Annotated in this window: 20 protein-coding genes, 1 tRNA gene and 1 pseudogene; 8 read left to right on the top strand and 14 right to left on the bottom strand. The window is 43.1% G+C overall.

The genetic code is table 11. From position 1 onward, the window contains the following. Positions 1-926: 926 nt before the first annotated feature. The 3 genes from MHB56_RS26135 to aroA all read right to left on the bottom strand — a co-directional run bounded on the left by MHB56_RS26135 (position 927) and on the right by aroA (position 4,026). Positions 927-1,595, bottom strand: coding sequence for a hypothetical protein (locus MHB56_RS26135; protein ID WP_076303381.1), 669 nt, complete (start codon positions 1,593-1,595; stop codon positions 927-929). A 628-nt stretch (positions 1,596-2,223) separates the two neighbouring features. After that, positions 2,224-2,658 carry a CoA-binding protein gene (locus MHB56_RS26130; protein ID WP_076303382.1) on the bottom strand — a complete coding sequence of 145 codons (435 nt, stop codon included), beginning with the start codon at positions 2,656-2,658 and terminating at the stop codon, positions 2,224-2,226. Between the two features lie 75 nt (positions 2,659-2,733). Then, the gene (aroA, locus tag MHB56_RS26125; RefSeq protein WP_076129118.1) at positions 2,734-4,026 is read right to left on the bottom strand and encodes a 3-phosphoshikimate 1-carboxyvinyltransferase; all 1,293 of its coding nucleotides are present in this window, start codon (positions 4,024-4,026) and stop codon (positions 2,734-2,736) included. A 110-nt stretch (positions 4,027-4,136) separates the two neighbouring features. On the opposite strand from aroA, the gene MHB56_RS26120 reads away from it, so the two are divergent. Beyond that, entirely contained in the window at positions 4,137-4,442 is a 306-nt protein-coding gene (locus MHB56_RS26120; RefSeq protein ID WP_036686126.1) for a rhodanese-like domain-containing protein, read from the top strand. A 4-nt stretch (positions 4,443-4,446) separates the two neighbouring features. Here the strand turns inward: MHB56_RS26120 and MHB56_RS26115 are convergent, their stop codons facing one another. The 4 genes from MHB56_RS26115 to MHB56_RS26100 form a co-directional block, all read right to left on the bottom strand. After that, the gene (locus MHB56_RS26115; protein ID WP_340395498.1) at positions 4,447-4,995 is read right to left on the bottom strand and encodes a shikimate kinase; all 549 of its coding nucleotides are present in this window, start codon (positions 4,993-4,995) and stop codon (positions 4,447-4,449) included. Between the two features lie 144 nt (positions 4,996-5,139). Next, positions 5,140-6,555, bottom strand: coding sequence for an NADP-dependent phosphogluconate dehydrogenase (gndA, locus tag MHB56_RS26110; protein ID WP_038570246.1), 1,416 nt, complete (start codon positions 6,553-6,555; stop codon positions 5,140-5,142). Between the two features lie 259 nt (positions 6,556-6,814). After that, positions 6,815-7,411: a hypothetical protein gene (locus MHB56_RS26105; protein ID WP_036686566.1), complete on the bottom strand. Its 597-nt coding sequence runs from the start codon at positions 7,409-7,411 to the stop codon at positions 6,815-6,817. A gap of 377 nt (positions 7,412-7,788) precedes the next feature. Next, the gene (locus tag MHB56_RS26100; protein ID WP_076183344.1) at positions 7,789-9,078 is read right to left on the bottom strand and encodes an MFS transporter; all 1,290 of its coding nucleotides are present in this window, start codon (positions 9,076-9,078) and stop codon (positions 7,789-7,791) included. Positions 9,079-9,175: 97 nt separating this feature from the next. On the opposite strand from MHB56_RS26100, the gene MHB56_RS26095 reads away from it, so the two are divergent. Then, positions 9,176-10,651 (top strand): aminotransferase class I/II-fold pyridoxal phosphate-dependent enzyme, encoded by a 1,476-nt coding sequence (locus tag MHB56_RS26095; protein ID WP_036686120.1) that lies wholly within the window; start codon positions 9,176-9,178, stop codon positions 10,649-10,651. A 130-nt stretch (positions 10,652-10,781) separates the two neighbouring features. On the opposite strand, the gene MHB56_RS26090 is transcribed toward MHB56_RS26095, so the two are convergent. Together MHB56_RS26090 and MHB56_RS26085 are read right to left on the bottom strand one after the other, a co-directional pair. Further along, positions 10,782-11,093, bottom strand: coding sequence for a DUF1292 domain-containing protein (locus tag MHB56_RS26090; protein ID WP_036686118.1), 312 nt, complete (start codon positions 11,091-11,093; stop codon positions 10,782-10,784). An 80-nt stretch (positions 11,094-11,173) separates the two neighbouring features. Continuing rightward, the gene (locus tag MHB56_RS26085) at positions 11,174-11,728 is read right to left on the bottom strand and encodes a copper amine oxidase (protein WP_036686116.1); all 555 of its coding nucleotides are present in this window, start codon (positions 11,726-11,728) and stop codon (positions 11,174-11,176) included. 164 nt (positions 11,729-11,892) lie between these two features. Here MHB56_RS26085 and MHB56_RS26080 point away from each other — a divergent pair, with 164 nt between their 5' ends. Beyond that, positions 11,893-12,630, top strand: coding sequence for an MBL fold metallo-hydrolase (locus tag MHB56_RS26080; protein WP_076305216.1), 738 nt, complete (start codon positions 11,893-11,895; stop codon positions 12,628-12,630). Between the two features lie 62 nt (positions 12,631-12,692). Here MHB56_RS26080 and MHB56_RS26075 read toward each other — a convergent pair whose 3' ends face one another. From MHB56_RS26075 to MHB56_RS26060, 4 genes are all read right to left on the bottom strand, one after another. Then, entirely contained in the window at positions 12,693-12,932 is a 240-nt protein-coding gene (locus MHB56_RS26075; protein WP_036686113.1) for a DUF3892 domain-containing protein, read from the bottom strand. Between the two features lie 85 nt (positions 12,933-13,017). Then, positions 13,018-13,461, bottom strand: coding sequence for a GNAT family N-acetyltransferase (locus MHB56_RS26070; protein ID WP_076136093.1), 444 nt, complete (start codon positions 13,459-13,461; stop codon positions 13,018-13,020). Between the two features lie 107 nt (positions 13,462-13,568). Continuing rightward, positions 13,569-13,781 carry a hypothetical protein gene (locus MHB56_RS26065; RefSeq protein ID WP_076219148.1) on the bottom strand — a complete coding sequence of 71 codons (213 nt, stop codon included), beginning with the start codon at positions 13,779-13,781 and terminating at the stop codon, positions 13,569-13,571. 99 nt (positions 13,782-13,880) lie between these two features. Beyond that, entirely contained in the window at positions 13,881-14,954 is a 1,074-nt protein-coding gene (locus MHB56_RS26060) for a site-2 protease family protein (protein ID WP_076219152.1), read from the bottom strand. A gap of 202 nt (positions 14,955-15,156) precedes the next feature. Between MHB56_RS26060 and MHB56_RS26055 the strand changes: the two genes are divergently transcribed. From MHB56_RS26055 to MHB56_RS26045, 3 genes are all read left to right on the top strand, one after another. Then, entirely contained in the window at positions 15,157-16,371 is a 1,215-nt protein-coding gene (locus MHB56_RS26055) for a copper amine oxidase N-terminal domain-containing protein (RefSeq protein WP_179086237.1), read from the top strand. Between the two features lie 162 nt (positions 16,372-16,533). Further along, positions 16,534-16,836 carry a hypothetical protein gene (locus MHB56_RS26050; RefSeq protein WP_036686108.1) on the top strand — a complete coding sequence of 101 codons (303 nt, stop codon included), beginning with the start codon at positions 16,534-16,536 and terminating at the stop codon, positions 16,834-16,836. 152 nt (positions 16,837-16,988) lie between these two features. Then, positions 16,989-17,060 (top strand) — tRNA-Val (locus MHB56_RS26045). Between the two features lie 94 nt (positions 17,061-17,154). On the opposite strand, the gene MHB56_RS26040 is transcribed toward MHB56_RS26045, so the two are convergent. Further along, the gene (locus MHB56_RS26040; protein WP_076303384.1) at positions 17,155-17,493 is read right to left on the bottom strand and encodes an ArpU family phage packaging/lysis transcriptional regulator; all 339 of its coding nucleotides are present in this window, start codon (positions 17,491-17,493) and stop codon (positions 17,155-17,157) included. 1,377 nt (positions 17,494-18,870) lie between these two features. Here MHB56_RS26040 and MHB56_RS26035 point away from each other — a divergent pair. Together MHB56_RS26035 and MHB56_RS26030 are read left to right on the top strand one after the other, a co-directional pair. Next, positions 18,871-19,618, top strand: a pseudogene (locus MHB56_RS26035) (dihydrodipicolinate synthase family protein); the annotation flags it as partial. A 246-nt stretch (positions 19,619-19,864) separates the two neighbouring features. After that, the gene (locus tag MHB56_RS26030) at positions 19,865-20,050 is read left to right on the top strand and encodes a hypothetical protein (protein ID WP_139330169.1); all 186 of its coding nucleotides are present in this window, start codon (positions 19,865-19,867) and stop codon (positions 20,048-20,050) included. The last annotated feature ends 631 nt before the right edge of the window (positions 20,051-20,681 follow it).

Raw genomic sequence — 20,681 nt, 5'->3', positions numbered from 1 at the left:
CAACTATTTTTAGTGATTTTCCACTTTATCTAATCTTTGAGGCGTTTTAAGTGTACAAAGTACAACTATTTCCCATTTAGATAGCTATTTCGGCGATTTAGTTGTATAAAGTGCAATTATTCCCTTTCGCAGCTATCGTATAGATATCCCTCGCATACCTGGTCCGATCAGATCAGGTATGATTTGGTATGATTTGGTCTGATTTAATCTGATTTGATTTGGTCTGGTCTGGTCTGGTCTGATCTCAGAGCATTCGCTTCATAACATCGAACTTTTCTCCCCCACTAACTAGCTCCAACACCCTAAACTCACAGTTAGGAATTCCACCTGAGTTTAAGTGTACTTTGTGCAACTATTCATATCGACGTTACTCTGAGCACCTTTTTAACTGCACTTTATACAACTATTTTTAGTGATTTTCCACTTCATCTAATCTTTGAGGCGTTTAAGTGTACAAAGTACAACTATTTCGCATTTAGATGGCTATTTTAGCGTTTTAGTTGTATAAAGTGCAATTATTCCCTTGCGCAGCTATCCCATAGATGTCACTAGCATACCTAATTTGATTTGATTGGATTGGATTTAATTTGATTTGATTTGATCTGGTCTGATCTGAACTGGTCTCAGAGCATTCGCTTCATAACATCGAACTTTTCTCCCCCATTAACTATCTCCAACACCCTAAACTCACAGTTAGGAATTCCACCTGAGTTTAAGTGTACTTTGTGCAACTATTCCTATCGGCGTTACTCTGAGCACCTTTTTAACTGCACTTCATACAACTATTTTTAGTGATTTCCCACTTCATCTAATCTTTGATGCGTTTTAAGTGTACAAAATGCAACTATTTCGCATTTAGATAACTATTTCGGCGATTTAGTTGTATAAAGTGCAATTATTCCCTTGCGCAGCCTCTAAAGATCCTCTTACCACATTTGATCTGGTCTGAGAGCCTTCACCTCATAATACCGAATTCTTTCTCCCTGATTAACCGGCTCTAGCAACCCCTTCTCACTTAATGATTGCAGCAATCGACGCGCCGTACGGAAATTAATGCAGAAATTCGTGGCCACATCCTTTGGACGAACCGGTTTACCGAGACGCCAAGCGAAACGCAGAACCTCTTTCTCCTCAGATAAAATAGCTACGCTAGCAGATTTACGCGCCAAGTAAGGCGCCAGCACCAGTTGTAACAGCATCCGGCAGACCTCGGGACGTTGCTGGATATCATCAAAAGAAAAATGAATCATCCTCCAGCCCATCCCAGTCAAAAAAGTGTCCCTATTTACTGAATAGTTGAATTTCTCGCGGTCCATATCTTTCACATGGCTTTGATATCCATCACATTCGATCCCAAAGCTGCTGCCCGTCTGTGGAAGATAAGCAAAGTCCAGAAATTGTGATTTGCGATTCCAGTCATATACTTCGTATTCTGGATGCAAATCGTCTAGGGACTCAAACATAGGCCACCATACATTCTGCAAAAACAGCTTTTCCGCAAAATTATGTCCTCTAAGCAGCCTGCCTCTTCTTTCACCTGCTCTTGATTTCATATGCTGGTCGATAAACAAACCATGCGCTTCTTCAAACTCCATAACCTATAGCCTCCCCTACAAAATAAAAAAACGCCCTTCACCGCAAAAAGCGGTTTAAAGGACGTTCTTCGTCTAATCTTATTATAACTAGCTCAACAGGCGTTTTACATTAGAAATCGCACCTTGCGTTACACAATACCACTTATTTTGGCTAAACTTCATCATCTAAGTTTGCATTAGCCACAGCATCATAAATTTAAACCCAGTTAGTTTATTCCACTTTTGCTCGTTCTCGCCAGTTTGCTCATTCTTCACCAGTTAGTTCGTTCTTCACCAGTTTGCTCATTCTTCACCAGCTAGTTCATTCTTCGCCAGTTTGCTCGTTCTTCGCCAGTTTGCTCATTCTTCAACAGTTTGTTCGTTCTTCACCAGCTAGTTCGTTTATCACCAGCTAGTTCGTTCTTCACCAGCTAGTTTGTTCTTCGCCAGTTTGCTCATTCTTCACCAGTTTGTTCGCTCTTCACCAGCTAGTTCGTTTATCACCAGTTAGTTCGTTCTTCACCAGTTTGCTCATTCTTCACCAGTTAGTTCGTTCTTCGTCAGTTCTTTGTTAGTCCGTAGGTCGACGATAACTGTAAATCACCAAACACTCAATTCGGTGTTCTGTTTAACAGTTATATAACCGAACCTACTGCCGGCTACGACCATGCATTGTGATCGCTTCTTCGACCTTGATGCAGCGGTCCATAATGGCGATCATACCGTGCTCAGCGGCAATTTCAGCGGCTTCCGCGCTAACTATACCCTGCTGGAGCCACAACACACGTGCGCCAATGTCAGCTGCCTCCTGCGCGACCTTTGCGCAGTGTTCGCTTCGACGGAATACATTGACGATGTCCACTGGATCTGGAATTTCAGCTAAAGTGTGATAACACTTTTCACCCAGGATCTCCCCGTCCACCGTTGGGTTAACGGGGATAATCCGATATCCCCGGCTTTGCATGGCGCCCGCGACCATATAAGAGGTACGATCTGTTTTGTCTGATAAGCCGACAACAGCAATGTTACCTGCGGAAGCAAGAATATCTCCGATCTGCTCCCGACTTGGATTCTCAAAGCTCATAAGTAGTGCCCCTTTCCATAGTTACACTTAATGATCCTTGTTTAACTGAAGCTAGATACGCTAGCTCCCTTATTCCTATTGTACCCACTCCACATTCGCACCAAGCGCACGCAAGTGATCAAAATATTGCGGATATGATTTTGCCACATGATGTGCATCCTTAATCAAAAGAGGTTGACGCGCACGCAAGCCTACTACGGATAGTGCCATAATTACGCGGTGATCATAATGCGCATTAATGGTGACTCCGCCTTCGACACCTTCGGGCATGCCGTGAACAATAATTTCATCGCGGCGTTCTTCTACCTTGGCTCCGGCACGGGTTAACTCTGCCAAGTAATCGGTAATGCGATCACATTCCTTATAGCGCAAATTCTCAACATTGTAGAATCGGGAGGTACCTTCTGCAAATACTGCAGCAGCCACCATGGCCAGTACCGCATCGGTTGCAGCATCTCCATCGAATTCAACAGCTTTTAGGATACCGTTCCCTTGGACATGTACTGTACCCTCTTCATGTGTAAGAGGAACTTCCATCATCCGCAGCACATCAACAATGGCTCTTTCACCTTGTTTACTTTGTTCTGCAAGACGGTGAATTTTCACATCCGACTTTGTAACGGCAGCCGCCGCAAGGATTGCCGCAGAGCCTGGGTAGTCACCTTGAACAGTATATGATTTAGCTGCATAAGCTTGACGACCGGGAACTTTAAAGGACATGTAATCATCCGCAGCGTGCACCACAATACCTGCCTGCTCCAACACTTCCAAGGTCTGGCCCACGACAACCTTCGATTTCAAATCATCGAGGACAATAATTTCACTATCTTCTTCAAGCAATGGCGTCAGAAATAGCAGAGCACTTAGGAACTGGGAGCTTACTGCACCAGAGACAGTAATTCTGCCTCCAACCGGTTTACCCCCACGGATCGTGATCGGCAGTTTCCCTTCATTATGCTCCACCTGAACACCTAACTGTTCCAATGACACAATCAAGTCGTCATGCGGACGTTTGCCCAATGAGTCTGGATACGTATTTACAAAAGTAACCTCAGGACTTAACGCGGCCACAGCCATAAGAAAACGCAGCACCGCTCCGGCATTTCCTACATTAAGTTCTTTAACATCTTTTGGGTGACGTCCGAAGCCTTGAATCACAATTTTTTCCTCATCTTCTGTAAGCACAGCACCCAAATCTGCTATGCAGCGGCGGATCGCGTCGCTATCCTCACTATGTGCAGGATGATAAATCGTACTTACTCCTTCAGACAATGCCGCAACCAGCAGATAACGTGTCGTATAGTTTTTGGAAGAGAGGGCTCCAAATTCTCCTTGCAGAGATGGCGTTGGCCTAACAATAACGTCCATAATATAAACTCTCCTTAGTAGATGTAGTGGGTATGTAATGCTTGTTTGACAGGGTATTCTGTTCTTGTGTTATCATTAAACCATTCTTCTGATGAAAAGAGGTCAAACCCATGCATAATGTACCACAAATCACACCGCAAGAATTACGGCAGTGTATAGAGACAGGTGAAGACCTTGTACTCATCGATGTTCGCGAAGACGAAGAGGTGGCCTTTGGGATGATTCCCGGTGCACAACATATCCCTATGGGAGAAATTCCACACCGTACAGAGGATATTCCAAGCGATGCCAAAGTGATCTTCATTTGCCGTTCCGGTGCACGCAGCCAACGTGTCTGCGAATATCTACAGCAATTTGGTTATAACGCTGCGAACCTTAGCGGCGGTATGATTGAATGGAATGAGACACTCTCTTAAAAGCTCAACCGCGGTAATGCATTAAAATATGTTGCGACACTTCTGCCGCAGTCAGTCCCGTTGTATCGACCGTGTAATGCGCGAATAGGTATGCATCCTGGCGATCTTCCATGATTCGTCTGACCCGTTCTTCTGCATTGCCGGCGAGCAGCGGACGATTCTCATCCCCGCTAACACGTGCAATAATCTCTTTCTCAGTTGCCGTTAGCGCAACTACATGCCCTTTACTCAGCATTAAGGCTGTATTTCCCGGCGCCAATACCGCGCCTCCACCAGTGGATATTAATTTATTCTCAGACTCTAGCATTTGCTTTAGAACCGCAGTTTCTACGCTTCGAAAGTATTCCTCACCATCTTCTGCGAAGATTTCTGCAATGCTTCTGCCTTCAGTCTCAATAATGACATGATCCAAATCAACCAGCTCATAGCCCAGCTCCTCGGCCAAAATAGCACCAACAGTTGACTTACCAGTCGCCATCATCCCTACTAAAATAATGTTTTTGTTCTTATCTTCCTGACTCATCGTTTTTAGTTCTTCTGTATCCCCAGCCATGACTATCCTCCAACCGCGATATTTGTCATATCATAACACAGGGTCAAAACATTAGACAATCCGCTTCTTCCAGTAAAAAAAGACCCGAAAGGCTCCCCATTTCTGGTGAAGCCGTCCGGGCCGCTTGTCATACCGTCAATTAGATTATTCTGCTGCCATCCAGTTGTGGTGGAAGACGCCTTCTTTGTCCACACGTTTGAAGGTGTGAGCGCCAAAGTAATCACGTTGAGCCTGAAGCAAGTTAGCAGGCAAACGTTCTGTACGGTAGCTGTCATAGTAAGCCAATGCGCTGGAGAATCCAGGGACTGGAACACCCAAAGTTACCGCAGAAGCAATGACTTTACGCCATGCGGATTGGTAATTGTCCATAACATTCTTGAAGAAAGGATCAAGAAGCAGGTTCTTAAGCTCCGCATTGTTCTCATAAGCATCTGTGATGTTTTGTAGGAAACGGGAACGGATAATGCAGCCGCCGCGCCAGATTTTAGCCAGCTCGCCATATTTCAGATCCCAACCATATTCGTCGGAAGCTACGCGAAGTTGAGCGAAACCTTGCGCGTAAGATACGATTTTGCTCGCGAACAATGCTTTACGCACGTTCTCGATGAATTCGGCTTTGTCGCCTTCAAATGTTGTTGCTTCTGGTCCGTTAAGCACTTTGCTTGCTTCTACGCGCTCATCCTTCATAGCAGACAGGAAGCGGGAGAATACGGATTCGGTAATCATGGACAGAGGTACACCAAGATCTAGTGAGCTTTGGCTTGTCCATTTACCAGTACCCTTTTGGCCAGCGGAATCAAGGATAACGTCAACCATAGGTTTGCCGGTTTCTTCGTCATATTGAGCAAAGATATCAGTAGTGATCTCGATCAGGTAGCTGTCGAGCTCGCCGCTGTTCCACTCTTTGAAAATATTGTGAAGTTCTTTTGCATCCAGACCTAGAACATCTTTCAACAACTGATAAGCTTCACAGATCAATTGCATATCACCATATTCGATACCGTTGTGCACCATTTTAACATAGTGTCCTGCACCGTCAGGTCCGATATATGTACAGCAAGGCTCTCCGTCCACTTTGGCTGAGATTGCCGTTAGGATAGGCTCTACAAGTTTATACGCACTTTCTTGACCACCTGGCATAATCGAAGGACCTTTAAGAGCACCTTCTTCACCACCGGAAACTCCAGTACCGATAAAGCGGAAACCTTTTTCTTCCAGTTCTTTACTACGACGAACTGTATCAGGGAAGTAAGCATTCCCTCCGTCGATAATGATGTCGCCTTGATCAAGATGCGGCAGCAGTTGCTCGATGGTAGCATCAGTAGCTTTACCAGCTTGAACCATGATCAGAATTTTGCGCGGTGTTTCCAGCGAAGCTACAAATTCCTCAACGGAAAATGTGCCTACGAGGTTTTTACCTTCCGCTTCAGCAAGAAGATCATGTGTCTTCTCCGGGGAGCGGTTGAATACGGATACGGAAAAACCTTTGCTTTCGATATTTAGAGCCAAATTCTTGCCCATTACCGCCAAGCCAATAACGCCGATTTGTTGTTTTGCCATCTGGTCCTCCACCCTTTGCACCCTATATTTTTGTGAAATCCATTTCTCGCAGTATAAGAATACCACCCTTTATCAGAGACAGCAAAGCCTGCCCTGCGAATAGAGATCAATTTCATTGACAAATTCAGTCTAAGAAATGATCACAATGACTATTTTAACGTTTTTAACGTCAGAAGTGAACCCCTGTCTGCAAGTTCCAATACAAATATAAGACACCCCGATGAACGGGGTGCCTTGAAAGAACATTTGCGGCACTTGCTTACCATTCTAACATAAACAATTCCTTGGTCAAAAAGGCAAGCTCAGCTCGACATTTGTCCGCGCGAACCGTATCTCCAGCCTTTAGGGCATCATTTAACCGATCCAACTGTTCATCTACTTCAATTCTCCGCTGGCGAACCCGTTCTTCCCCTTCAATAGAATAAAAGAGTCTTGTCAGCTCCTCATCTGTGAGCATAGGTCCCTTCTGATATAACACGCGCTGCTGATAACCAGAAATTTCAACTAGGCGAATCACTTCGCCAAACAAAATATTTTCAATAATAATCTGCCGATCCCGGAAACGTTTAACGATTGCATGCCCGCGCATATCCCCAATTAATTTCTCCATCCACTCTGACAAGCGAGCATCACGGATCATATAATCGCCCACAAGCTTATAGCCGTCTTTAATCCTTTGAAACCGCAATTTCACTAACTTACGACCCGTACGGACCGAAATCACAAAGACCTGTTCATTCTCGCTCCAATATAGGGAATAACCTTCTTGAATCAAATCCTTGATCAGGTCCTGGATATGCTGTCTGTCGAACCGCAGTTCCAGGTTACAATACTCCACCTCGTCGTTTTTGTTCACGGCACTCCCCCCTAACAGCTTCACATCTGTAAAGCCAACCTTCATTAGTTCAATTCCAGAGTAATCATGGCTGCCGGACCTCTTCTTGAATTAACTTCCTTTTTGCGTTCGTCTTAATCTTATTTTATACTTCAGTTTATGTAGCGGTAACTTGGTTTATTGACTATTTTTACCCGCAACAGCCTTTCTCCAAACGCTGATCGAGAATTTTAATGCCTTTTAGTCCTTTTGGAGCATAAACGTTCTAGTCCTTCAGCTGCACAGTGTCATACAGAAGACCTTCGAAACTTACTTCCGTTATATCGTATATCCTTCTAATTTTCTAAAAAGCCGCTGATTTACCGGATCATTCTCCGGTTATCAGCGGCTTTTTTTCCTCAGCTAGTCTTAAATTTCTGTTTCGTTCTATGCACGATAAGCAGATGCAGCCCGAAGAGCAGCAGCATTACAATAGCACTTGCCAGGAATGGGACACCATGTCCTACATGATCCCATAATCTACCTGACAATACTGGCCCCGCTACCATTCCTGAGCCTTGGAGTGTCAGGAACAGCCCCCAGACCGTCCCTCGTTCCCCCTTAGGAACTTGCTTAGCCAGAAAGGCATTCCATGCCGGGAGGATAAGCGCGTAGCTTATACCGACCAGCGCAACCGCGATAAAGGCAAGTGGCAGCCAGCGAACCTGAGAGAAAAAGGCCAGCGAAAAGGCAGCTAACAAAAAACCTATATTCAGAAACACCGTTGTCCCTATACGGTCCACCAGCTTACCTGCGGGAATAAGTGCAAGAACTGTAATCCCTCCCCCTGCAATGAGGAGCAAACTGAATTGATTGGGACTAACATGCAGCTCTGTACGTGCAAACAAGGTAACTACAGGTGTCATCAAGCCAATGGCGAAGGCCTGTAGGAACAACGCCGGGTACAGCCATCTGCTGACTTTCAGGGTAGTTCTCACCTGATGCAGCGTTCTTTTTATACTTTCTAACGGACTAAGCTTTTTACGCTCCATTGCTCCGCCAAGTCCATGCATGTCCCTCACGACAGCATGAGACCCGCTAGAAGAGATTCGTTTAGGTAAGAAAAGGGCTACTACAACTACAGCGGCAGCACAACCTAACAAGACTAGAAAAGCTACGTGATAGCTTTGTCCACCCTGATCCATTAAAAAATTCACAACAATTGGACCGATTCCTGTTCCTGCGAGAGAAGCCATCTCAACAGCGCCCATGGCCGCACCACTGCTGCCGCTTTTGGTTGATCCGGCCAGCTCGGTAATCCCGGTCATCACACATGGCCAAAGCGGTGAGGTCCCGATCCCAAGAATGAGACAGGCGATGGATAACGCAACGGCCGTTTTGGCATAGATGATCAAACCAATGGCTACTAGAATCAGCAGCAATGCACTTGTCATCGTCCAGCGGAACCCTATGCGCTCCATAACCCAGCCTGAAGGGCTGCGGAAGACGTTGTCCCCCAAATACTGTAGGGCAAAAGCGAATCCCACTACTGTCACCGACAGCCCCAGTATATTCTCCATATACACTGGCAATAAAGCAACAAGCAGCGAACCTTTAACAAATTCAACTAAAAAAATAATTACCCACATCTCAACAATAAATGGTGATGCTAAACTAATATTCATCCGTTGTTCAGCTTTCGTGGACATTCTATCACATCCAAATCCTAGTATTCTGAAGATTGTTTTGTTATACTGATGCTTGCCTTAAAAATTAACTATTCGCGAAAGGTTGTGACAGCATTAAATGAATCAACACCGTACTCCCCTCTTCACAGCTCTAAAAAAGCATGCCGCCGGCAATCCAGTTCAATTTCATATTCCCGGGCATAAGAAGGGGCTAGGAACCGATGCCGAATTCCGTGAGTTTATCGGCGATAACGCTCTATCCATAGATCTAATCAACATCGCACCGCTTGATGATCTACATCAGCCAACTGGCGTAATCCAGGAGGCTCAAAAGCTGGCTGCGAAGGCTTTCGGCGCCGACTATACGTATTTTAGCGTACAGGGCACGAGCAATGCCATCATGACGATGATCCTCTCTGTCTGCTCACCGGGTGAAAAAATAATTGTGCCGCGTAACATTCATAAATCCGTAATGTCGGCCATTATCTTCTCCGGAGCCAAGCCTGTGTTCGTCTCGCCTGTACAGGATGAGAATCTCGGGATAGATCACGGCATAACCACCAGTGCGCTGGAACGAGCGTTAAAGCGTCATCCAGACGCTAAAGGAGTTCTAGTTATCAATCCAACGTACTTCGGCGTATGTGCCGACCTGCGTTCGATTGTCGACCTGGCTCACCGTTACGGGGTACCCGTTCTGGTGGACGAGGCACATGGAGTACTGATTCATTTTCATGAGGATCTGCCGGTGTCGGCCATGCAGGCCGGTGCGGACATAGCTGCCACTAGTGTGCATAAGCTTGGTGGTTCCATGACGCAAAGCTCGGTACTGAATCTAAATGCGAAGACTGGGCTGATTAACCCACAACGGGTGCAGACCATTATGAGCATGCTGACTACAACATCAACCTCATATATTTTATTAGCGTCTCTCGATACATCTAGACGCAATCTCGCGCTGAACGGACATGAAATGGCGGAAAGAACCATCCAATTGTCCAACTACGCACGCGAGACCATTAACACTATCGAAGGCTTGTACAGCTTTGGTAAAGAAATACTTGGAACAGAAGCAACTTTCGATCTAGATCCAACCAAACTTAACATTCACGTTCGCCATTTAGGGATCACTGGTTACGAAACCGAAAACTGGCTGCGTGAGAAATACAACATCGAAGTTGAACTGAGTGACATGTATAATATTCTTTGCCTTATTACCCCAGGTGATACTCAAGAATCAGTAGATAAATTATTAGCTGCTTTACGGGTGCTGTCCGCTATCCACTATAGCAAGGGTGAAATCTATGAACTGAAGGTTCAGGTTCCAGAAATCCCGCAGCTTGCTTTAATTCCAAGAGATGCTTTTTATGCTGACACTCAGTTAGTTCCGTTCCGCGAATCTGCTGGGTACATCATTGCAGAGTTTATCTATGTATATCCACCGGGGATACCGATTCTCCTCCCTGGCGAAGTCATTACTCAGGATAATATCGACTACATTATCGACCACGTCGAAATCGGCCTGCCGGTTAAAGGGCCTGAGGACCGCAGCATCACTAATGTTAAGGTGATTGTTGAAGCCGATCCTATATCCTAAGATCTATCTTTTTCCTTAAAAACTTAAATCATTTATACAAAAACCCGATACCATAATGAGTATCGGGTTTCTGTATATAAGCATCAACTGTTCCATTCACATAGAACAGCTTAAGTTTAGTCGCTAGAATCTATTCTTGCTGAGCAAGCAGATTGTTGTAAGCTTCTTCAACAGCTTTCCATTCTTCTTCATCTTCGATATTATACAATACCATTTCTTCGTCTTCTTCTTCCATACGCAGAATAATGCCGTCTGCTTCTGGATTCTCGCGCTCTAACAACAGAGCATATAATTTCTCGCCTATGTCGAACGTTTCTACAAGCACCATTTCCACATCTTCGCCCTGCTCGTTCGTCAAGGTCAGCACAAACTCCTCGTGCTCATGGTCGTGATCATGCCCGCAACCGCATGCTTCACCATGCTCATGTTTGTGATCGCTCATTGTAATACCTCACTTTGAATTGTATTATCCTACATCTGGTATCGTACCACGTTAGATTAGTTCAGGTCAATTTAGAACACCTAATTTAACGCTGTTATTACCTTCTCCGACACAAGTACGTAATCGGCATTTTTGGAGGGCTTAATATAGAAGCCTACCCGGTATTTGCCCGCTTCTTTAAAATCATAAGTAAACTCCGAGGTTGGAAACCAGAAATTATCCTTCTGCGAGCCTTCAAGCACCTGTGACTGAATATCCTTAACGTTTCCAGACGGATCTGTCATGGCCACTTTCACAGCTGAAATCTCTTCGGTCAGACTATCTACCTGAGTTAATATCTTTATTTTCAGCTTGCCTACATTGACATTGCCAAAAACCGTATCCCCTTTAAAAAGTACAATATGGACATTAGGTTTAAGGATCGTAACTTTCCCAGAACCGTCCCAAGTAACAACCCCGCCTGTTTCTCTAGCAGGAATGTACGTTTTTCCATCAATTAGATAACCGCCGTCTACAATTTCTTTTCCGTTGCTCCATACTCTAATTTTCTGATTAACGGAATCGGCGAATAATAATGAGCCACCCATTAAGGAAAAAGCAAACACGCACAAAGTGATTTTTTTCCATCTATTCATTTGAGACCCTCCAGATAATTCATGCTGTTAATATATACTTACTTTGTTTCAGCAAGTTGCGCTGATTTCAGGTAAATATTTCATTGATCTTGCGAAAAATGATATTATGGTCTTATTCAAAGTAGAAACATTAGCTATAACCGATTTCAGGAGGGTTCTTTCTTATGAGTCTAAGCCTACAAATGCTAGGAACAGGCAATGCTTTTGCGAAAAAATATTTTAACAACAATGGCTTGCTGCTAGATGAAAATTACACCCTGCTGATTGATTGCGGGATAACAGCCCCGCTTGCCATGCATAGACTTGAAAAATCCTTCAGTGACGTAAATGCTACGCTCATTACACATATTCATGCAGATCATGTTGGAGGGCTGGAAGAGCTTGCGCTAACCTTAAAGCATGTGCACTGTAAAAAAATGACCTTACTTCTTCCGGAGACACTTATAGAGCCCTTGTGGAACAATACGTTAAAGGGAGGTTTATACCAAGAAGATGCTGTATCTTCCTTATCTGATATCTTCGATGTTAAGCCCATGCAGCCTGAAAATACCTACAAGCTCTCTCCTACTCTTTCATTAGAGATCATACAAACACCGCATATTCCCGGCAAAAACAGTTATTCCCTTCTAATAAACAACGAGATTTTTTATAGTGCGGACATGACCTTTCAGCCGGATCTACTGATTAGCCTTGTGCGGGAGCGCGGGATCCGGATCATCCTGCATGACTGCCAACTAGGTGGAACAGGCGTTGTTCACACTACGCTGGAAGAGCTGATGTCTCTGCCTAAAGATGTTCGCGAGCGGATCAAGCTCATGCATTATAGCGATGAACAACCAGATTTCGTCGGACTTACAGGAGAGATGGAATTTTTAGAGCAGCATGTGAACTATAAACTCTGATCTTTACAAAAAAAAGCCGTACATAAACGTCTGTAGACGTATGTACGGCTTTTCGTGTTGAACTATGAAAATGTCGGCAAATTATCCAGATTGTTAGTTGGATCTCCATCCGCATCTCCGCGAATATAAGTTTCTCCATCCTTACCTTTAAAAGCGTTCACTCCGGCAATATTTCCGGCCTGTACTTCTTGCAGGGCTTGGTCATACGCCAGCACACGTCCTGTAGAGGTCTGGAAGCTTGTTAAATCGCCATCCCCATTTTTTTGAACAGCTACGAAAGATTCACGTTCGTTATTTGGCACTTAAGTTCGCCCCTTGCACTTGGATTTGCCATCATTCGGCACATCCTAGCTTGCGTAGAGCGTCCAATAATTATGTGCGCCATCTTTAAAGCATTTTTTGCATACGTACATGTAATATACCTGCATCATAAAATGGTTCTGTAGAAATAACTTCATAGCCGAGTTTCTTATAGAAATTCTCTGCCTGACACTGAGCATCTAGAATTGAAGCTTCCAGTCCAAGCTCCCGAGCAAGCTCTTCCATCGCCAGTAACAAGACACGTCCGTATCCTTTGACCCGATAGTCTTTCAATACGGCGATGCGCTGCATTTTAGCAGTACCTGCTTTGTAATAGATCAATCTACCCGTTGCTACAGGTATCCCTTCATCTATAATCAGAATATGGTGCGCATTCGGACTGATGGCATCATATTCGTCAATTTCTTCCTCGGCCGGTACCTTTTGTTCCTCAACAAATACTTTAGTACGGATATCCAGTCCCATCTGAAGCTGTTCCTCTGTAGTTACCCGTAAGATTTCTGCCGCCATGTTAGTTGCAAACTCCTCTCTCTATGTAGCCAACGATAGTTGTCTATTATATAAAATAATGACAAGAAAGAAAAGCCTACACATGGAATCCGTAACCTCTCAGTAGACTAATCCACAGAATATACTTCTTCAGGGATTGAACGGTTATATACGTCTTGCATCACAGGTGACAACGGAGGATACTGACTTTTAGATTTGCCATCCAGATTGGTCATCTCATTGATTTCGATAACTTTTGCGGGTTTCACCGTAGAGCACCCCACTACACCCAGCAGTAACACTAGGCAAACGCCGACTTCCCATTTCACAATTTTAGACATAAAAAAGCTCCTTTCATCGCAGCTGCAGTTATACTCACTACAGCTTTGACGATTCAGGAGCTTTATAAACAATAGGAGCTATTCATTCCAGTTGCCCTCTTAGAGATTGACGTTTCCAACCAAATGGACTAGATACATCATCCCAACCAAAAAGCCTGCTAAAACAAAATAAGCTGTTCCATATTTCCAGCGTGTACTGGCTGGCACATCGTAATACTTATCATTATCGTGCACGGTACAGCTGATGTCACATTGCATTTTTAAATGAAGACCATTCTCTAACGTTACTTGCTCCAGCTGCGAAATTCTTACCTTTTCAATAATACATTGCTGTGGCAGTGTAGCTTTGCCATAATAATTCAGCTGGTCCCATCTGACCACAACATACTGCTGTCTCTCTAGATCACTGTAGGTAGTAAAAGGTAAATCCCGGCGATGCTCAGCTCCTGGAATCATGTAACCCGCCTCTCGCAAGGGCTCCACGGGAATTAAGAACCCCTTAGTGACAGACTGCGGCCGGTTGTTGTTACGTCTTTTCACATATTTATTATACAGATCGTAAGCAAACATTGCCCAGATGATAAAGAACAAAATCGAACGCAAGTAAACGATTATAGCTAAGCCACCCACCAGACCCACAAGCCACAGCCAGCGCGTAACTGCGGTAGCAATACGTCCACCGTCTAGCGGATGGATTGGCAGCAGGTTAATCAAATTAAGCAATAAGCCTATATAAGCCAGGGAATAAAGAAGTGGACTATCCATATAATATGCCGCTCCAAACACAGCAGTAGCCCCAATAGTACCCAGAATCGGTCCGCCAAAAGCAACATACGCTTCTGTCTTCGCATCCAGCGGATGTTTTTTCATAGTAATTAACGCGCCTAAAAAAGGAATAAATAACGGAGCGCTGACGGGTAACCCGATCCGCTTAGCGGCTATGACATGTCCCAATTCATGAACAAGCAAAAGCAGGACGATACCTATAGCAAACCCCCACGGATAAATCAAAGCATATGCCCCTATCGAAACCATCATGGAAATTAACGGCCCGGCAATTTTACCTATTTTCAGCAGAGACAAAATCGCCTTTCCTTTTAACAGGAGCATGGCGGCTCCGCCCCCCAACCATTTCAGCGGAGTAGAAGTATTCTTTTTCTGCTCATTTTGCATTTGCGGCAAGATCACAAGCTCCTTTATCTTTCAATTTTAAGAAACTACTGTACAGTTCCATCTATCTTATCATAGAAGCATTAAATATATTTCTACAGTGAGCCCTTCGGAAAGTATACGACGCAACTTTTAGAAACGTTTCAGCGTCAAACCAACTATCATGGATAAATTTTACTGCCAGATAAAGAAAGGGTTGGTTAATATGCTCTCTTTTCACTCCAAAGCTTGGTTATCCGTCTTAATGCTCTCAACATTTTTACTCCCTGCCACCATGTCAGCAAGCTCTTCATTAACTGTATCGGTGTCCTCTGCGCTCACCCAAGCTTCCTCTGCTAATACTTCGCAAGTATACTACCAATTTGGCATTCCTGGTGGAAACATAGGCGGACCTGCGCTGCTCAAAAATGGTGTAATCTACGTAGATGTTCGGGGGATCGCTGAACAAGCTGGCTTAAAAATGGAATGGGATAAATCCGGCAAACGTGCTCTGTTCCAAGGCTGGACTAAAAGTTTTGCTGTTCGAATCGGGAGTCAAACTGGCGTGCTTGACGGGAAAGCGGTAGATCTAGGAGGAATACCTTTTAAATCCAAAGAAGATGGGATATATGTGCCGGCCCGTTTTATCGTTAAGGTTTTCGAAGGCAGCCATCTCCGTCTGGACTCCACAACGAACACACTTTTAGCAGATGATCTGAAGACCTACAATGTTTTCACAGAATCCTTTGGAGGGCGTACCTATACGCTGGTCAAAGCTAATGGTGATTTATATGTCTCACAAGGCAAGGATACGGTGATAAAACTCACTTCACTCCAAACAAACTTTGACTGGGCAGGAATGAAGATCGAGAAAACGGCGGGGGGTCTGCTAGTCATTAAGATTATTGATTCCTATGGAGAGCCTCATATTAATACACGCGAAATCACACTCATATTCAAAAATGGTGCATTACTACGCAAGGCCACATTCGCTTACCAGTTCAGAGGAGATGCGGATTTCAAACCTTATGATGGCAACCTCATCTTGCATGATGGTAATACCTTACGTTTCATCCAAGACGGCACAGGCAATGTAATAGATACTCTTGATCTTGTAAAGCTGGGTGGCGAGGAAGATGCTTACTATGTAGAAAGCATTGATAAAGAAATCATACTGCTTCGTGGAAATCAGAATGGATTGCTAACCTTAATCGACCGCCAAACAGGCGAGCGAACCCTTTTGTATAAGGAGCTACTCACAGCAAAGGATCAGGAATATGCGGAAAATAACGATGTTCCTTTTAAAGGAGATACTTTGAAATTCGTAAAACGGAGCGGTGACAAATTGTATTTTATAAATGACTCCCCGCTTACTGGCAAAAAAGAAGTTATCTACTCCATTGAAGCTCATTCCAATAACTCCAAGAATAATACTGATTAGAAAGTACAGCACAAGCATGTGTATAGATTAAAGAACTAATCGAATCCTCCTCAGTGATTATCCCTGAAAATTAACCTTCCTACATATAGGCAAACGCCGTGAACGTTGTAGGCAAAGGACCATAGACTGTTATCAGGATTGAAACATTCGAGGAGGATATCCATGGAATCAAATACAAATTTTCATCAACAGGTCGCTTGGAATTGCATGAATAAATATGTAGGTATAGTAACGACTGATGGTCAATCCTTTGACGGCTTCATCGCTCACGTGGATCAGAACTATATCACCCTAGCGGTTCCCAGCAATGAAATGGTCGATCGTATGAATGGAATGCCTGCTGAGCAGTCGAACTATAGACAATTCGGGTTCCAGCCCGGCTTTTACCCAAGACGCCGCTTCTATCCACGCCGTATCCCTTTTTTCGGAATAAGCAGTCTATTTCTACTCCCGTTTTTTATCTGACTCGGTGCAGGGGGATGAAGGGTCATCCCCTTTCTAGCTATTTAACTACTTAATCGGAGAAAATTAAGAAGTAAATACAACTCTACATCTATATTGATTATAAAAAAGAATTGCCATCCTACTCTATCGTATGGTATTATAAATTTCGTCGCAGGACGGTAGCTCAGCGGGAGAGCACTATCTTGACAGGGTAGGGGTCATGGGTTCGAACCCCATCCGTCCTATACGTGAAAGCCTTGATATTCAAGGCTTTTTTTGTTTTCTATTCACTTATCATTCTATTGAAATCCTTCATGATACGAATTTGATAAGCTTTGCCTATATCTTCTGATCCGTGATGTAATCATATTCGGTTATCATATATCTTTCTTTAATCAAAAATGATTCCATTCGTGGAAGCCTATTTACAATCCTTTCAATTCTCTCACAGTACTCCTTACGTGCTGCTAAACTATCAACATTGTGTATGGCAATATTCGCGGTTTGATCTGAAGTTGTTCCCGTTTCGCTTCTCGGAGTAGTTGACCATGCTGCTGTCGTGGCTGCTTCGCGTTCCTCAAAAGTTAGGAATTTATTCTCTCGATACTTATCAAAAGCCGCTTCAACCGCAGCCTGCGTCCGTTCTCTATCTATCTCTGGCAGGAAGCTTTGTTGCACCTGCTATCACCTCACTGTAAATAATCCCCCGACCGAAGCCGGGGCGTGTACCATCTTAAAACGGCAGATCGTCATCATTTTTCGGGATTACCGGACCATTCTTATCTCCTGAAGCAGCTACCTCCTCCAGAGTGAGTTGGTCCTTGTCTTCCAATTCAATCGTACCGTCTGGATTAACCCTTCCTCATACGTCTTCTCTTGGCTCTTCATGATCCTCTTCTTCGTCATCACCACGGAACTCCTCGATGCTCATTTGAGATTGCTTATTGAAATGTGCTGCTATATGAACTTTCATTTATAATTACTCCTCTCAAATTTGGGTTTTATGAAAAAATAACGTCTGCAGCTAGTGCGATAATTGAAGCAACACATATTGCTGCCATGTGCATGCCACGTTGCTTGTAAAGAATAGATTCTTTGTCAGCTGCTGAAATAAAAGATAGGATAGCGATAAAAGCAAAAATAATCTCAATCCACGTTGACGTCAGTTCCTCCCTAAATCCGTGCTATATTAATTAAGAGGTGAATTTTATGAACGGTAAGAAAGTTATCACTATTCTTTTATCCATCTCTTTACTAGGTGTGATTGCTTACTTCGGAATAGCTTATGGATTACTATGGTATATCTTTAATGGGTAAGAAATGAAGATTATCCATCCCCTTTATAAGTTCAGTACAGCCAAACTATCTCTTATATCCTCCTTGTGGGAGAGAGTCTTTTTTTTGAAATTTGTTATAATTAAATAAAAACTTTTAATGAGTTGTTATCTTGCAATATTTTTTTTTAATACCGTTGGCATTTGTTTTGGCAATTCCCTTGGTTTTACTGTTAAAAGGTGATTATGGAACCAAAAACAAGGTTTCAGATAAAACTACTAGCATAGAGAAAAAATTAGACAGAATAATAGAATTACTTGAAAAAGATAAGGATGCATAAGCATTTTTATCTTTTTTCATGTCGCAATATGTATCTACTACGTCATAACCTTTGTGAGAGGAGGGCTATTAACCCTCTCTGTCCATGTATCTTCGTACTGAGAGTATCCGATTTTGAATCTGTTATGAGCCGATTTCAAGCGAGACGAACTGATAAAATAACTCAACTCGCTGGGACACTCCCAGCGTATTACGCCATCTTTGATATCTTGATATACAAAGGTAAGGATACGGAGTTTGTACATCTGGAGTCCCGGACCAAATCTGGCATGCTTCGAAGCCCAGTATTTACAGAGTTTATCGTATAAGCACTAATAGACCCTTCAGGCATAAGCTTGACAGGTTATTTTATGTTTGTTCTGAATCTAAATCGCTACGGGACAAACGTGGCAACTCATATTTTTTAACAACACCTAGCCTCTAAAATTGGTCCCTTTTTTTATTAAAGAATTGGTAAAGGCAGGAGTAGACTCAATTGGTGTACTGGGATCAACTGGTAACTATGCGTATCTCTTAGTAGAGGGGAGCGTTTGCGTGTCCTTGAGCTTGCTGTTAGTTCTGCTGAAGGGATTCCCGTGATGACAAGCATAAGTGCGATTCGAACTTCAGAAGTACTTCGATTAGCGGAAGATGCACAACAAGCTGGGGCAAGTGCAGTACTCTTGGCTCCTATCTCCTTCAGGCGCTAACAGATGAAGAAGTGTTTTTTCTATACGAACAGGTGACAAGTTCACTCTCCATTCCACTTTGTGTTTATGATAATCCCGGCACTTCACATTTCCATTTCAGTGATGAGCTGCACAGCAGAATTGCTGTAGAAAAACTCAGAGCTGTTATTCCACTCCATGTTACGTTTGGAATAAGCGGGAATCCATCCGCATATCCAGGCTTGAGTGCAGGTTGTGACTTATGGTACTCAGTGCTAGGTGGTTTATTTCCGAGGTTATGTCTAGATATCACAAGAATGACTCAAAGTGGCCATTTAGAAGAAGCACAACACCTTTCAACATTACTAGAACCGATCTGGAAGTTATTCAATAGCTACGGTAGCCTTCGAGTGATTTCAGCAGCTGCTGAAATAATTGGCTTAATTAAAAGTCCTAGTCTTCCCTTGCCTTTACAACCATTAAACAAATCCGTTAGGAATCACCTGAATATCATTCTAAAGGAATTAAAGTTTACTGTATAAACTTAATATAATTCATTGGGAAGTATATATGCTGCTCTATAACACTGGTAAGGATCGTTAGTTTTCATCAATATAACAAATACCCCATCAACCTTAAGTGATTGATGGGGTATTTGTTATAGTCATGCTTATGCCAAAATCACGTTTAAAATATTACAACATTGTCAATTGTCAACTATTTTGCGTTCATTAACAATGAAGTGGGTATTTTATGAATATAATCATCTTATGCAAGGGGGCTTTAATATGAATCTCACACTGATTTTTCACGCAATTGAAACAGAATTACAACTACAAATACATTTAGTCAGTGGAGAGACATATGTTGGTTTTTGTCAGGAGAGCGACTCTACAGGTTACTTCACAATAAGAACTAAGAGTGGTTTATTTTCTTTTCCTTCTTGGGCGATCAAACGGATTAAAGAAGTGTGATATCGTAGGTTATTGAATGCATGCTCTAAATTCAAATCACTTCCAAACAAAATGAGATCCAGCAAGTTTAATAGATCCGGTGCATCCCCTCTACAATCCCACCATAATCTATAAGATGACCTATTGGATCTGGTTCCAAACGAAACCAATCCAAGTATGAGTATCCATAGAGTTGCTGGATTCCCCACAATAAAGTATGTCTCTCTGTATTGAAAATCTTTATTGTTCATCAGTACAAAAACTCCTTGTTCTCCGAACTATCTATTTCTTCGCAACCAATCGTTTTTCTGCTTTAAAGTCCATCTTAATAACTTTATTGTTGTTCATGTAATTATCCCACGAATCATACTTCCAATTAGGTGAAAAGTTATGACTAATCACATCGATGTAAATACGACACTAAGTAAACACTTCCCGCTTCTGGCACATCTTTATTGTAAAGACACTTCTTGCATTGTAGCTGTGGCTCTTGAAGAAAAACGTGGACAAAATTGAGATTAACTCCTGACTGTCCTTGGTGAAGGGGAAGTATCCGATCTTTTTACAACTCCATAACAACTATCCTCCTAATTCTATAATAACTTGGTGTTAAGATGTATAAAGATTCATCATCTTAGATCCCAATGGAGGT

The sequence above is a fragment of the Paenibacillus sp. FSL H8-0315 genome (genome assembly GCF_038005365.1).
Classification (GTDB): domain Bacteria; phylum Bacillota; class Bacilli; order Paenibacillales; family Paenibacillaceae; genus Paenibacillus_AQ; species Paenibacillus_AQ odorifer.
The sequence above is the reverse complement of the archived record's forward strand: the minus strand, read 5'-3'. Positions and strand labels throughout refer to the sequence as shown.